The 13,841-nt window shown below is 71.1% G+C and carries 15 protein-coding genes; 10 read left to right on the top strand and 5 right to left on the bottom strand.

What is annotated here, in order from left to right:
• The first annotated feature begins 202 nt into the window (after positions 1-202).
• Complete coding sequence (locus ACH54P_RS16220) at positions 203-964, top strand: lysophospholipid acyltransferase family protein (protein WP_489913515.1); 762 nt, start codon at positions 203-205, stop codon at positions 962-964.
• Between the two features lie 17 nt (positions 965-981).
• Positions 982-1,470, top strand: a complete 489-nt coding sequence (locus ACH54P_RS16215) for a polyadenylate-specific 3'-exoribonuclease AS (RefSeq protein ID WP_489913513.1) — start codon at positions 982-984, stop codon at positions 1,468-1,470.
• A gap of 513 nt (positions 1,471-1,983) precedes the next feature.
• Here ACH54P_RS16215 and ACH54P_RS16210 read toward each other — a convergent pair.
• Positions 1,984-2,454 carry an Lrp/AsnC family transcriptional regulator gene (locus ACH54P_RS16210; protein WP_489916462.1) on the bottom strand — a complete coding sequence of 157 codons (471 nt, stop codon included), beginning with the start codon at positions 2,452-2,454 and terminating at the stop codon, positions 1,984-1,986.
• Between the two features lie 109 nt (positions 2,455-2,563).
• Here ACH54P_RS16210 and ACH54P_RS16205 point away from each other — a divergent pair, with 109 nt between their 5' ends.
• Both ACH54P_RS16205 and ACH54P_RS16200 read left to right on the top strand, forming a co-directional pair.
• On the top strand, positions 2,564-3,454 hold the full coding sequence (locus ACH54P_RS16205; protein ID WP_489913511.1) for a DMT family transporter: 891 nt from the start codon (positions 2,564-2,566) through the stop codon (positions 3,452-3,454).
• A complete protein-coding gene (locus tag ACH54P_RS16200) occupies positions 3,454-3,861 on the top strand; it encodes a DUF2000 domain-containing protein (protein ID WP_489913510.1) in 408 nt (135 codons plus the stop codon). Before ACH54P_RS16205 ends, ACH54P_RS16200 begins: the two co-directional genes overlap by 1 nt.
• Positions 3,862-3,944: 83 nt before the next feature.
• Here ACH54P_RS16200 and ACH54P_RS16195 read toward each other — a convergent pair whose 3' ends face one another.
• Positions 3,945-5,027 carry a 3-deoxy-7-phosphoheptulonate synthase gene (locus tag ACH54P_RS16195; protein ID WP_489913505.1) on the bottom strand — a complete coding sequence of 361 codons (1,083 nt, stop codon included), beginning with the start codon at positions 5,025-5,027 and terminating at the stop codon, positions 3,945-3,947.
• A gap of 281 nt (positions 5,028-5,308) precedes the next feature.
• Between ACH54P_RS16195 and ACH54P_RS16190 the strand changes: the two genes are divergently transcribed.
• The gene (locus ACH54P_RS16190; RefSeq protein WP_489913503.1) at positions 5,309-6,334 is read left to right on the top strand and encodes a 6-phosphofructokinase; all 1,026 of its coding nucleotides are present in this window, start codon (positions 5,309-5,311) and stop codon (positions 6,332-6,334) included.
• A gap of 22 nt (positions 6,335-6,356) precedes the next feature.
• Here ACH54P_RS16190 and ACH54P_RS16185 read toward each other — a convergent pair whose 3' ends face one another.
• Both ACH54P_RS16185 and ACH54P_RS16180 read right to left on the bottom strand, forming a co-directional pair.
• Positions 6,357-7,793, bottom strand: coding sequence for an aromatic amino acid ammonia-lyase (locus ACH54P_RS16185; protein WP_489913501.1), 1,437 nt, complete (start codon positions 7,791-7,793; stop codon positions 6,357-6,359).
• Positions 7,794-7,827: 34 nt separating this feature from the next.
• Positions 7,828-8,466, bottom strand: a complete 639-nt coding sequence (locus ACH54P_RS16180; protein ID WP_489913499.1) for a group II truncated hemoglobin — start codon at positions 8,464-8,466, stop codon at positions 7,828-7,830.
• A 67-nt stretch (positions 8,467-8,533) separates the two neighbouring features.
• On the opposite strand from ACH54P_RS16180, the gene ACH54P_RS16175 reads away from it, so the two are divergent.
• A complete protein-coding gene (locus ACH54P_RS16175) occupies positions 8,534-8,878 on the top strand; it encodes a winged helix-turn-helix transcriptional regulator (protein ID WP_489913497.1) in 345 nt (114 codons plus the stop codon).
• A 97-nt stretch (positions 8,879-8,975) separates the two neighbouring features.
• Here ACH54P_RS16175 and ACH54P_RS16170 read toward each other — a convergent pair whose 3' ends face one another.
• Complete coding sequence (locus ACH54P_RS16170) at positions 8,976-9,284, bottom strand: ArsR/SmtB family transcription factor (protein ID WP_489913495.1); 309 nt, start codon at positions 9,282-9,284, stop codon at positions 8,976-8,978.
• 161 nt (positions 9,285-9,445) lie between these two features.
• Here ACH54P_RS16170 and ACH54P_RS16165 point away from each other — a divergent pair, with 161 nt between their 5' ends.
• From ACH54P_RS16165 to ACH54P_RS16150, 4 genes are all read left to right on the top strand, one after another.
• Positions 9,446-10,660, top strand: coding sequence for a glycoside hydrolase family 18 protein (locus ACH54P_RS16165; protein ID WP_489913493.1), 1,215 nt, complete (start codon positions 9,446-9,448; stop codon positions 10,658-10,660).
• A gap of 53 nt (positions 10,661-10,713) precedes the next feature.
• Positions 10,714-11,379 (top strand): DUF2461 domain-containing protein, encoded by a 666-nt coding sequence (locus tag ACH54P_RS16160; protein ID WP_489913491.1) that lies wholly within the window; start codon positions 10,714-10,716, stop codon positions 11,377-11,379.
• Positions 11,380-11,472: 93 nt separating this feature from the next.
• Entirely contained in the window at positions 11,473-12,897 is a 1,425-nt protein-coding gene (gene pyk, locus ACH54P_RS16155) for a pyruvate kinase (RefSeq protein ID WP_489913489.1), read from the top strand.
• Between the two features lie 36 nt (positions 12,898-12,933).
• The gene (locus ACH54P_RS16150) at positions 12,934-13,830 is read left to right on the top strand and encodes an acyl-CoA thioesterase (RefSeq protein WP_489913487.1); all 897 of its coding nucleotides are present in this window, start codon (positions 12,934-12,936) and stop codon (positions 13,828-13,830) included.
• The last annotated feature ends 11 nt before the right edge of the window (positions 13,831-13,841 follow it).

Genomic DNA, 13,841 nt, shown 5'->3' with positions numbered 1-13,841 from the left:
CTTCCGTGTGAGCGGTGTAGGCCATCCATGCTCTCACGGCCCGAGGGCGTTGTGGGGGTCCGCCCGGGCCCGGAATTCTCTGTGAGATCGATCGCTGCGAAGTGGTAACCGGGTGGTCTCCGTTGTGCGGCGGCCCTCCGGCTTCGTAGGCTGTTCGGCGCGGGTTCCAGGGGTTGAGCTGCGATGGAGGACTGAGGCACCGGTGCTGTACTGGCTCATGAAGTGGGTGTTCCTCGGACCGCTGCTCAAGACGCTCTGGCCGACCAAGGTCGTCGGCGCCGAGAACATCCCCGAAACCGGGGGCGCGATCCTGGCCGGCAACCACCTGGCGGTCGCCGACTCGTTCTTCATGCCGCTGCGGGTCAAGCGCAAGGTGACCTTCCCGGCCAAGTCCGAGTACTTCACCGAGCCCGGGTTCAAGGGCAAGCTCAAGAAGATGTTCTTCACCGGCGTCGGGCAGTTCCCGATCGACCGCTCCGGCGGCAACGCCGCGCAGGCCGCGCTCGACACGGCGATCCGCCTGGTCAAGGCCGGCCACCTGCTGGGGATCTACCCCGAGGGCACCCGTTCCCCGGACGGCAGGCTGTACAAGGGCAAGACCGGCGTCGCCCGGATCGCCCTGGAGTCCGGCGGCGTCGTGATCCCGGTGGCGATGATCGGCACGGACAAGGTCAACCCCATCGGCTCCAAGATGTGGTGGCCGCGCCGCCTCGAGGTCCGCTTCGGCAAGCCGCTCGACTTCTCGCGGTACGAGGGACTCTCCGGCGACCGCTTCATCGAGCGGTCCATCACCGACGAGATCATGTACGCCCTGATGGAGCTGTCGGGCCAGGAGTACGTCGACATCTACGCGGCGAAGGCGAAGGAACTGCTCGCCGCGGAAGCCGCCGGAGTGAAGCCGAAGGTGCCTTCACAGCCTTCGGTGCGCGACGCGGCCCGGGTGCCCGAGTCGAAGGTCGGCTAGCCCACTAGGGTTCACCAGTGCGTTTTTTCTACGACACCGAGTTCATCGAAGACGGCGTGACGATCGATCTGGTGTCGATCGGGGTGGTCGACGAGCGGGGCCGCGAGTTCTACGCGGTCTCGACGGACTTCGACCCGGCGAAGGCCGGCCCGTGGGTCCGCGACAACGTCCTCGACAAGCTGCCCTCACCCGCCGACCCGGCGTGGCGCAGCCGCGAGAAGATCCGCACCGACCTGCTGGAGTTCTTCGGCAAGCCCCCGGGCGGCATCGAGCTGTGGGCGTGGTTCGCCGCGTACGACCACGTCGCGCTCGCCCAGCTGTGGGGCCCGATGCCGGCCCTGCCGCGCCAGCTGCCGCGCTTCACCCGCGACCTGCGCCAGCGCTGGGAGGACGCGGGCAAGCCCAAGCTCCCGGCGGCCCCCAACGACCAGCACGACGCACTGGCGGACGCGAAGCACAACCTGGCCCGCTGGGAGATCATCGAGGAGTACTTCCGGCGCCGCTGAGCCCGCGCTGAAACCGCCGGTGCCGCCGGTGCCTTCGCGCAGATGCCGCTGCCCCCGCCGCAGCCGCCGCGCTGATGCCGCCGCTGACCCCGCCGCAGCCCCCGCTCTGATGCGGCCTCGCTGCTGCCCGCGCGCTGATGCCGCCGGTGCCCCGCGCGCTGATGCCGCCGGTGCCTCCGCGCAGATGCCGCTGCTGCCCCCGCCGCAGCCCCCGCGCTGATGCCGCCGCTTCTGCCGCTGCTGATACCGCCGCTGCTGCCCGCGCGCTGATGCCGCTGCTGCCCCCGCGCCCTGATGCGGCCTCGCTGATGCCGCCGACCCCGCTTTGATGCGGCCTCGCCGATGCCGCCGCTGCTGCCCGCGCGCTGTCCCCGCGCGCTGATGCCGCTGCTGCCCCCGCCGCTGACCCCCGCGCCGGTGCCGCCACTGACCTTCCGGAACTGTCGGTGGTCCGCGGTAACGTGAAATTCGGGGATCCCCCGGGCGGGGACCTCCTGGTGGGGTGCCCGGGCGTCAGGAGTCGCCGTCGGGGGACAGGGGTGTCACGACCGTGCGGCGGAAGTGGTTGAAGATCACCGAAGTCCGGACGTCGACGATCTCCTTGCGCTGGGTCAGCCGGTCGAGGATGAACCCGCTCAGGTGATCGTTGTCGGCGACCGCGATGTGCAGCAGGAAGTCGTCGCTGCCCGACATCACGAACACCGACAGCACCTCGGGCAGGCCCGTCACGAACGCGCGGAACGATTCGATCACCGCGCGGTCCGGCGGGCGCAGCCGCACCGCGACCATCGCCTGCACCGGCCGGCCGATCTTCTTCAGGTCGACGTCCACGGTGTGGCCGCGCACGATCCCGCGCCTGGTCAGCTCCCGCACCCGTTCGAGGCAGGTCGACTGGGCGATGTGCAGGCGCCGGGCGAGTTCCTTGTTGGTCTGCTTGGCGTCCTCCTGCAGCAGGGTCAGCAGCGCCGCATCAAGTTCGTCCACCGGGACTCCGCCTTCCTTGAAAACGAGCATGATTCGAGATTTTGCCCGCCGCGCCGAATCTAGCACGGCGTCACCTGGGATATCTCCGCTCGCTGTCTACGGTGAAGCCATGATCACCGAGTCCGCCACGACCGCCTCCCGGCGCCTGTCCGTGGCCGCCGTCCTGGCCGCGGCGCTGATCTGGAGCAGCTCGTTCGCGGTCACGAAGGTGGCGCTGGCGGAAGTCCCGCCGATGACCCTCGGCGCGCTGCGGTTCGCCCTCGCCGCGGCCGTCCTCGGCGTGGTCGTGCGCACCGGCCGGCGGCGGTTGCCGTCGCTGCGGCAGCGGCTGTCCATCGGGTTCGCCGGTCTGCTCGGGATCACGGCGTACTTCGCGCTGGAGAACGTCGGCGTCGACCTGGCCGCCGCCTCCGACGCGACGCTCATCGTCGCCGCGTACCCGGTCATCACCCTGGTCCTGGCCGGCCGCGCCACGTTCTCCGCCGTCCGGCTGACGGGCATGCTGCTGGCCGTCGGCGGCGTCTGGCTGGTCGTGCGCGAGCAGGCCGGCGGTGGGGGCGAGCACCGGCTGTGGGGCGACCTCATCCTCATCGCGGGCGGCGTCGTGTGGGCGGTCTACAACCTGGTGACGCGCCGGGACGTCTCCGGCGCGTCGCCGATCGTGGTCACCTACTACCAGACGCTGGCGGGCGCGGGCGGGTTCGTGCTGTTGTCGCTGACGGAGGTGGACCGCTGGAGCGTCCCGGCCGGGGGCACCCTGCTCCGGATCGGGTTCCTCGCGGCGTTCTGCTCGGTCGCGGCGTTCCTGCTGTACAACCACGGCCTCCGCGGCCTCGATCCGAGCGTCGCGGTCAACCTGCTGAACATCGTCCCGGTGGCCGGCCTCGGCTGGGCCGTGCTGCTGGCGGGCGAGACCTCGACGCCGGGGCAGCTGGCGGGCGGCGCCGTCGTCCTCGCCGGCGTCGGCCTGGGCAGCCACCGGAAGACGAAGGACGTGTGATGGCGGACAAGTGCGCGATCGTGGTCGGCGACGAGCTGCCCGCGGGCCTGGCGGCCAACGCCGCCGGCGTCCTGTCGGTGACCCTCGGCCACCGGGTGGGCGGCCTCGTCGGCGCCGACGTCGAGGACGCCGACGGCGTCGCCCACCCCGGGATCATCCGGCTGCCGCTGCCGATCCTGAAGGCCCCGCGCGAAAAGGTCGCCGCCATCGTCCAGGCCGCCGCCGAAGACGACGAGGTCTTCTTCGTCGCCTTCAGCGCGCTCGCCCAGAGCTGCCGCACTTATGAGGAGTACACGGCCAAGCTGGCGGCGACGGCCACCGCGGACCTCGGCACCGTCGGCGTCGGCCTGCACGGCCCGCGCAAACGCGTCGACCGGCTGGTCGGCTCCCTTCCGCTGCTGCGCTGAGGGCCGCCGGAATCGACGAGCTCCGAAACTGTCGGGGGTCCCCGGTAACGTAAAAACCGGGGGACCCCCAGGCCGGGGACCTCTCAGCGCCGCGCGCGCACCGCCGAGGCCAGCTCGTCCAGCAGTGGTGCCGTGTCGTCCCACGCGAGGCACGCGTCGGTGATCGACTGGCCGTAGGTCAGCCGCTCACGGTGGCCCAGGTCGAGGTCCTGGCGCCCGGCCGCGAGGAAGCTCTCCATCATCAGCCCGACGATCCCGCGCTCACCGGAGCTGATCCGCGCGGCCAGTTCGCGGACCACCGAAGCCTGCCGCACGTGGTCCTTGCCGCTGTTCCCGTGCGAAGCGTCGATGATCACCCGCTCCGGCAGGCCCGACTTCGCCAGCCGGGCCAGGGTGTCCGCCACCGTCGCCTCGTCGTAGTTGGGGCCGCCGTTGTGGCCGCGCAGGATCACGTGGCAGTCCGGGTTGCCGGACGTCGTCAGCAGCGCCGCCAGGCCGTCGGTGTTGATGCCGGGGAACACGTGGCTCGCCGCGGCCGCGCGGGTCGCGTCGACCGCCACCTGGACGTCGCCCTCGGTCGAGTTCTTGATGCCGACCGGCATCGACAGCGCGCTGCACAGCTGGCGGTGCACCTGGCTCGCCGCGGTCCGGGCGCCGATCGACCCCCACGTGACGATGTCGGCGATGAACTGCGGCGTGATCGGGTCGAGGAACTCACAGCCCACCGGCAGGCCGAGCGCGGAGACGTCGAGCAGCAGCTTGCGCGCCATTCGCAGGCCCTTGTTGACGGCGAAGGTGCCGTCGAGGTCCGGGTCGTTGATCAGGCCCTTCCAGCCCAGCGTGGTGCGCGGCTTCTCGAAGTACACGCGCATCACGACGTGCAGCTCACCGCGCAGTTCCTCGGCCTTCTCGGCCAGGCGGCGGGCGTAGTCGAGGGCGGCTTCGGGGTCGTGCACCGAGCACGGGCCGACCACGACGAGGAGCCGGTCGTCCCGGCCTTCGAGGATGTCGACGGTCTCGGCGCGGCCGTGCCGCACGACCTTGGCGACGGCGGCGTCGACCGGATGGTCTTCGCGCAGCAGCGCGGGCGAGATGAGCGGGCTGATCGAGGTGGTGCGCGCGGCGTCGAGGTCACCGATGGTGGCGGGGCCTGCGGAGAGCGTCATCGCGGGGTGGTCCTTCCTGGTGGACACCGACCCGCGGAAGATGCGCCGAGCCGGTTCGGAAATCCGGCTCGGGTGGAGGTCAGCGCAGGTTCACGCCGCCGTGCCCACCCGGGGCCGGCTTCGTAAACCAGAAATAGCGCTGCATGGGCGTCAACGTAGCACAGCCCGGGCGCGGACCGATTCTCCAGGTGGTCCGGGCTGCACCGATCAAGACGAGAGCCGCTACGCTGGCGAGCGACGAAATGTGACTGTCATCTCCAGAGAACAGACGGAGGCTTCTCATGCGTGTCGGTGTGCTGACCGGCGGCGGCGACTGCCCGGGGCTCAACGCGGTGATCCGCGCGGTGGTGCGTAAGGGCATCGAGGTGCACGGCTGGGACTTCGTGGGCTTCCGCAACGGCTGGAACGGCCCGCTGACCGGGGACAGCCGTCCGCTCGGCCTGAACGACGTCGAAGACATCCTCACCCGCGGTGGCACCATCCTGCGGTCCTCGCGCACCAACCCGTACAAGGTCGACGGCGGCGTCGACAAGATCAAGCAGGTCCTCGCCGACCAGGGCGTCGACGCGCTGATCGCGATCGGCGGCGAGGACACCCTCGGCGTCGCGAAGCGGCTGACCGACGACGGCGTCGGCGTCGTGGGCGTGCCCAAGACGATCGACAACGACCTGGGCGCCACCGACTACACCTTCGGCTTCGACACCGCGGTCTCCATCGCGACCGAGGCGATCGACCGGCTGCACACCACGGCCGAGTCGCACCACCGGGCGCTCGTGGTCGAGGTCATGGGCCGCCACGCCGGCTGGATCGCGCTGCACTCCGGCCTCGCCGGCGGCGCGAGCGTCATCCTGGTGCCGGAGCGGCACTTCAACGTCGACCAGGTCGTCTCCTGGGTCGAGCGCCGCTTCGAGAAGGAGTTCGCGCCGATCATCGTCGTCGCCGAGGGCGCGCTGCCCGAGGGCGGCGAGGAGAAGCTGCTCACCGGCGAGAAGGACGCCTTCGGGCACGTCCGCCTCGGCGGCATCGGCACCTGGCTGGCCGACGAGATCGCCCACCGCACCGGCAAGGAGTCCCGCGCGGTGGTCCTGGGCCACGTCCAGCGCGGCGGCACCCCGACGGCCTACGACCGCGTCCTCGCGACCCGCTTCGGCCTGAACGCCGTCGACGCGGTCGCCGACGGCGACTTCGGCGTGATGGTGGCCCTCAGGGGCACGGACATCGTCCGCGTGAAGCTGTCCGAGGCCACGGCCGAGCTGAAGACGGTCCCGGTCGAGCGCTACCAGGAAGCCGAAGTCTTCTTCGGCTGATTCGCCTTTGCCGCGGTCGGCGTCAGATCCGGGCCAGCCGGTCCAGGACGCCGGCCGCGGCGGCGATGTCGGCGGTGAGCGGGCGGTCCTCGACGCTCTCGTCCAGCACCGCCGACGCCGCCTCGAACGCGTCGCGGACCGGGAGGTCCACCAGGTCGGCTTCGCGCATCCGCAACGCCCGGACCGCCGCCACCAGCTCGCACGCCAGCACCTGCGCGTACGACGTGCACGCCGCCGTCGCCGCGCGGGCCGCCTGCGTCGAGAAGCTCGCGTGGTCCTCGATGCCGCGGGAGACGACGGCCGTGCCGAGCGTCGCCGGGAGCGCCGCCTGCCGCAGCTCCGTCAGCGCGTCGTGGGCCACGTACTCGAGGATCATCACGCCCGAGCTGCCCGCCGGGCCCGCGGCGAGGAACGGCCGCAGCCCGGTGAACTCCGGCTCCACCAGGTCGCCGAGCCGCGCCACCGACAGCTCCGCCACCTGGTGCACGGTCGCGCGGGCCTGGTCCAGCGCCGTCGACACGTACGCCGTGTGGAAGTGCGCGTGGTGGTAGGCGTCCCCGTGCACGGTCGAGATCATCGGGTTCTCCGTGCTCGCGTTGATCTCCACGGCGAGGACGTCCCGCAGGTAGTGGATCGCGTCCAGCGCCGGACCCTGGACCTGCGGGAACGCCCGCAGCCCGAACGGGTCCTGGATCCGCCGTCCCGGCTTGGGCGTCTGGTGCATGCCCAGCAGCCGCCGCATCTCGGCCGCGCACGCGACCTGCCCGGCGTGGGGACGCGCTTCGTGCACCGGCGTCGCGTACGCCTCGGGGTTGCCGTCGAGCGCGACGTAGGTCAGCGCCGCGACGGCGTGGCTCGCCCGGGTCAGCGTGTCGAGCCGCATCGCCGCGAGGGTCGCTTCGGCGAGTGTCGCGGCATTGCTGCTCATGAACGCCAGCGCGTCACCCGCGTGCACCGCCACCGGCGGCACGTGCCCGGCCTCCCACGGCCGCTCGCCGGTCAGGGCCAGCGCCGTCTCGGCCAGCGGCGCGAGGTCGCCGGTGCCGATCGCGCCGAGCCGGTGCACCAGCGGCAGCGCGCCGGTGCGGACCGCCTCGGCCAGCGCGCCGATCAGCTCGGGACTGATCCCGGACCGCCCGGTCAGCAGCTGGTTGAGCCGGATCAGCAGCATCGCCCGCACCTGGCCCGGCGGCATGGGGTCGCCGCTGCCGCCCGCGTGGCTGCGCAGGAGCCGCAGCCCGTGCTCCTGCGAGCTCGCGACGGTGTCGTCCTTGTTGGCGCCGACACCGGTGGTGCGGCCGTAGACCACCCGCCGCGTGCTCAGGTCTTCCGCGAGCTTCCACGCGTGCTCGGCCGCGCGCAGCGCCGCGATCGAGACGTCGATGTCCAGCGGTCCCTCCGTGCGCGCCGCGGTCACGACGTCCGCGCACCGCAGGGTCCGGCCGTCGACCCGGATCAAGGGCGGCCTCCTTCCGACTGCCCTCACTATGCGGCTAGGGCGCCGGCGGCTGCCAGGGAGGCCTCGGCCAGTCCCAGTGCGGGACGGGTTCGTGCAGGTTGGGCTCGGCGCCGGGCGCCGAGAACACGACGGCCAGCCGGCTGCCCCACTCGACGTAGCCGGCGAACGCGGCCCGGAACTCGGGGTCGCCGGGCAGGCCGGCTTCGTCGGCGGCGTCGAGCAGCAGGCTCACCCAGCGGCGGCGCTGCTGCTCGGTGATCCCGCGGCCGAGGTGGCGGCCGATCATGTGGGCGTGCCCGCCGTGGGCGCCCGAGTAGCCGGCCGGGCCCCCGAAGACCTCGCCGAGCCAGACGGCGACGTGCTCGGCGTGGTGCGGGTCCATGTGGCGGAACACGGGTTCGAGCAGCGGGTCTTCGAGGACGTGGCCGTAGAAGATCGTCAGCAGCTTGACGAGGGCGTCGCGGCCGCCGGCCCACTCGTAGAGCGTCGGCGTGGTGGTTTCGTAGCGCTCGGGTTCGCCGTCGGGCGTGAAGCCTTCGATGCCGGCGAAGGGGGCTTCGGCCCGCACGAGGTACCGGCCCGGCGCGCGTTCGAACCGGTGGCCGGCGGCGGCCTTTTCGAAGTCACGGGCCGCGGATTCTGGCACGGTGTAGCGGAGGTATTCGACGATCACCGGTTCAGGCAACCAGCGGCGGCCCGGCCGGGCAACCACGTACTTTCCGGTGCGTAGGGAGAGCGGGATGAAGCGCTACCACTGCGCGGCCGAGCTGGCCGTCGACCTGATCGGCGGCAAGTGGAAGCCGGTGATCCTGGCCCACCTCAAGGAGGGCGCCCACCGCTACGGCGAGCTGCGGCGCCGGATGCCGGGGGTGAGCGAGAAGATGCTGACCCAGCAGCTGCGCGAGCTGGCGGCGGACGGCATCGTCCGCCGCGACGAACTCGGCGGCCGGGTCCCGCACGTCGAGTACCACCTGACGGAGGTGGGGGAGGAGCTCCGCCCGGCCCTGACGGCCCTGTACGAGTGGGGCGAGCGCCGCGCGGCCGAGAAAGGCATCGAGTTCGAACCGGCGACCGGGCGGCCCTGACGGCGGCGGCCCAGCGCCGATGGCGTTCGGGGCTGCCTCCATGCCCCGCCACCACCCTCGACGGAGGCTTCGCGCCGCAGCGGAGCGGAGGCCGCCCTCAGGCCGGGTCGGTCTCGTCCAGGCGGCGTTCCAGCGCGTCGAGCCGTTCCGACCAGAACCGGCGGTAGGGCGCCAGCCACGCGTCGACCTCGGCCAGCGGTTCCGGCCTCAGGGCGTAGCACCGGCGCTGGGCCGCCACGCGCACCGTCACGAGCCCGGCCTCCCGCAGCACCCGCAGGTGCTTCGACACCGCCGGCTGGCTCAGCTCGAGCTCGTCGACCAGCTCGCCCACCGAACGCTCGCCGTCGCGGAGGAGGTCCAGGATCGTGCGGCGGCGGGGCTCGGCGAGCACCTCGAAGGTCTGCATCACCCCCGAAATGTGCTCTGCCGGGCATATTCCTGTCAAGGCATGCACCACTCTCCGACTTGGTCTGAACCATTGACCTAGTGGTCTAGTCCACTTACGGTAGGTGTGGTCTCCACCACGTGGTCCCCGTTGGTGTCGGTAATTCTCCGAAGGGAGAACGCATGTCCCGTTTCCGCAGGAAGAGCTTCTCGGCGCTGCTGACCGTGGCGGCCGCCGCGGGCCTCGTCGCGGGTGGCGCGACGGCCCCCGCGGCCACCGCCGCGACCGAAGCCTCCGTCGGCAAGGTGGTCGGCTACTTCACCGAGTGGGGTGTCTACGACCGCAACTACCACGTCAAGAACATCGAGACGTCGGGCTCGGCGAGCAAGCTGACGCACATCAACTACGCGTTCGGCAACGTGACGAACGGCGGCTGCGCGATCGGCGACGCCTACGCCGACTACCAGAAGACCTACGACGCCGCGGGCAGCGTCGACGGCGTCGCCGACACCTGGGACCAGCCCCTCGCCGGCAGCTTCAACCAGCTCAAGAAGCTGAAGGCCAAGCACCCCGGCCTGAAGGTGCTGTGGTCGTTCGGCGGCTGGACCTGGTCGGGCGGCTTCGCGCAGGCCGCGCAGAACCCCACGGCGTTCGCGAACTCCTGCTACAACCTCGTCAACGACCCGCGCTGGGCCGGCGTCTTCGACGGCATCGACATCGACTGGGAGTACCCCAACGCCTGCGGCCTGTCCTGCGACACGAGCGGCGCGGCGGCGTTCAAGAACGTCCTGGCGGCCCTGCGCGCCAAGTTCGGCTCGAAGCTGGTCACCGCGGCGATCACCGCCGACGGCACGAACGGTGGCAAGATCGACGCGGCCGACTACGGCGGCGCCGCCCAGTACGCCGACTGGTACAACGTGATGACGTACGACTACTTCGGCGCGTGGGCCGCGCAGGGCCCGACGGCCCCGCACTCGCCGCTGACGTCCTACTCGGGCATCCCGACCGCCGGCTTCTACTCCGACGCCGCGATCCAGAAGCTCAAGAGCAAGGGCGTCCCGTCGAGCAAGCTGCTGCTGGGCATCGGCTTCTACGGCCGCGGCTGGACCGGCGTCACGCAGAGCGCCCCGGGCGGCACCGCGACCGGCCCGGCGCCGGGCAAGTACGAGCAGGGCATCGAGGACTACAAGGTGCTCAAGACGTCGTGCCCCTCGACCGGCACGGTCGCCGGCACCGCGTACGCCAAGTGCGGCAGCAACTGGTGGAGCTACGACACCCCGTCGACCATCGCCGGCAAGATCTCCTACGCCAGGACCCAAGGGCTCGGCGGCGCGATGTTCTGGGAACTGTCGGGTGACACCACCAACGGCGAGCTGATCACGGCCGTCGCCAAGTAGGCCCGCGGGGGCACCGGCGGAAACCGTCGGTGCCCCCGTTTATCGTCCACGCCGTGACGTTCAGCGGATTCGGCGAGTACGCCATCGACTTCTTCGACGGGCTGGTGGAGGACAACTCCAAGCCGTACTGGGACGACAACGTCGAGACCTACAAGAACGACGTCCGTGCCCCGATGGAGGCCCTGCTCGCCGAGCTCGCGCCCGAGTTCTCCGACGGCTTCGGCGAGCCCAAGGTGTTCCGCCCCTACCGCGACGTCCGGTTCGCCAAGGACAAGACGCCGTACAAGACCCACTGCGGCGCGGTCATCGAGCAGGGCCGCGGCGCCGGCGCCTACTACGTCGAGGTGGGCCCCGAGGGCCTGCGCGTCGGCGGCGGCTGCTTCCACCTGGCGTCCGACCAGCTCGCGCGGTTCCGCCAGGCCGTCGACACCGAGCTGCACGGCGAGGCGCTGCGGAAGATCCTCGCGAAGCTCGAGCGCACGGGCTGGGAGGTCCGGGGCGACCGGCTGAAGTCGAAGCCGCGCGGGTTCGACGCCGATCACCCCCGCCTCGACCTGCTGCGCTACCGCTCGGTGTACGCGGTCCGGGCGTGGGAGCCGGACGACGTCCTGCACGAGCGAGGGGCCCTCGACCGGGTGAAAAAGGCCTGGCGGCAGGTGCGCGAGTTCAACGAGTGGGCCCGCGACCGGGTCGGTCCGAGTGAGCAGCCGCGTCGCTAGCGTGACCTGACCAAGCAGGTTTTCTGAACACTTTTCTTGAACATTCGGTATCGGTACAGACGAACGCGCGGAGAGGGACTACGCTGTGCGAACGTGAGCCGACGCGCGAAGATCGTTTGTACCCTGGGCCCCGCCACTGCCACGCCGGAGAAGATGCGGGCTCTCGTCGACGCCGGAATGGACGTCGCGAGAATGAACTTCAGCCACGGGAGCCACAGCGACCACAAGCAGGTCTACGACCTGATCCGGGCCGCGGCCGCCGAGGGCGGCCGGGCGGTCGGCATCCTCGCCGACCTGCAGGGCCCGAAGATCCGCCTGGGCACCTTCGCCGGCGGCCCGGTCGAGTGGCACAACGGCGACATCGTCCGGATCACGGTCGAGGACGTCGCCGGCACCCACGACCGGGTCTCGACGACCTACAAGGGCCTGGCGAAGGACGCCAAGCCCGGTGACCGCCTGCTCGTCGACGACGGCAAGGTCGGCCTGGTCGTGCAGAAGGTCGAAGGCCAGGACGTGGTCTGCGAGGTCACCGAAGGCGGCCCGGTCAGCAACAACAAGGGCGTCTCGCTGCCCGGCATGGACGTCTCCGTGCCGGCGCTGTCCGACAAGGACATCGAGGACCTCGAGTTCGCCCTCGAGCTGGGAGTGGACTTCATCGCCCTGTCGTTCGTCCGGTCGCCGGCCGACATCGACCTGGTCCACCAGGTGATGGACCGCATGGGCAAGGGCCGGCTGCCGGTCGTGGCGAAGATCGAGAAGCCCGAGGCCGTCTACAACCTCGAGGCCATCGTGCTGGCCTTCGACGCCGTGATGGTCGCCCGCGGCGACCTCGGCGTCGAGCTGCCGCTGGAGCAGGTTCCCCTGGTGCAGAAGCGCGCCATCCAGATCTGCCGCGAGAACGCGAAGCCGGTCATCGTCGCGACGCAGATGCTCGAGTCGATGATCAACAACTCCCGGCCGACCCGCGCCGAGGCCTCCGACGTCGCGAACGCCGTCCTCGACGGTGCCGACGCGCTGATGCTCTCCGGCGAGACCAGCGTCGGCCGGTACGCGATCGAGGTCGTCGAGACGATGGGCCGGATCATCGAGGCGGTCGAGACCGACTCGCCGATCGTGCCGCCGCTCTCGCACGTCCCGCGCACCAAGCGCGGCGTGATCTCCTACGCCGCCCGCGACATCGGCGAGCGGCTGAACGCGAAGGCCCTGGTCGCCTTCACGCAGTCCGGTGACACCGTGCGCCGCCTGGCCCGGCTGCACACCCGGCTGCCGCTGCTGGCCTTCACGCCCGAAGAGTGCGTGCGCAGCCAGCTGTCGATGACGTGGGGCACCAACACCCACATCGTCCCGCAGGTCAGCTCCACCGACCAGATGATTCAGCAGGTCGACCACGCGATGCTGGAGATGGGCAAGTACCAGAAGGGCGACCTGGTCGTCATCGTGGCCGGTTCGCCGCCGGGGACCGTCGGGTCGACCAACCTGATCCGGGTGCACCGCCTCGGTGAAGACGACCACGCTTGAGAGACCGACCGCTCAGTATGGGCCTAAGGTCCAAGCATGACTGAATTGGCCAGGACGGCCGCCACCGAACTGGAGATCCCGGGTGGCGGCCAGCCCGTGCTGGACCGCCTGATCGCGCTGCTCGACCTGGAGAAGATCGAAGAGAACATCTTCCGCGGCGTCTCGCCCGCCCACTCGCCCGTGCGGGTGTTCGGCGGGCAGGTCGCCGGCCAGGCGCTGGTCGCGGCCGGGCGCACGGTCCCCGCGGAACGCCGGGTCCACTCGCTGCACGCGTACTTCATCCGCGGCGGCGACCCCAGCGTGCCGATCGTCTACGAGGTCGACCGGATCCGCGACGGCCGGTCGTTCACCACCCGCCGGGTCGTCGCGATCCAGCACGGCAAGGCGATCTTCTCGCTCTCGGCGTCGTTCCAGAAGGACGAACCGGGCATCGAGCACGCCGAAGCGATGCCGGAGGGCGTGCCGGCGCCGGAGACGCTGCCGACGCTGATGGAGCGCGCCGAGGGCTACGCGATCGGCGCGCACAGCCGGCCGCGGCCGATCGACCTGCGGTACGTCAACGACCCGCCGTGGGTCACCCGCCAGACCGGCGAGCCGCCCGCGCGCAACCAGGTGTGGATGCGCGCCGACGGCAAACTGGGCGACAACCAGCTGCTGCACGTCTGCGTGCTGACCTACGCCTCGGACATGACCCTGCTGGACTCGGTGCTCGCGCGCCACGGCGTCTACTGGGACACCGACAAGGTGCTCGGCGCCAGCCTGGACCACGCGCTCTGGTTCCACCGGCCGTTCCGCGCCGACGAGTGGTTCCTCTACGACAGCGCCTCGCCGACGGCGTCGGGCGCCCGTGGCCTGGCCACGGGCCGGTTCTTCGCCGCGGACGGGACCCTCATCGCGACGGTCGTCCAAGAAGGACTCCTGCGCGTCCTCTGAAGTCCGTCGGG

Source organism: Amycolatopsis sp. N2S4-7 (assembly GCF_058119595.1).
The sequence above is the reverse complement of the archived record's forward strand: the minus strand, read 5'-3'. Positions and strand labels throughout refer to the sequence as shown.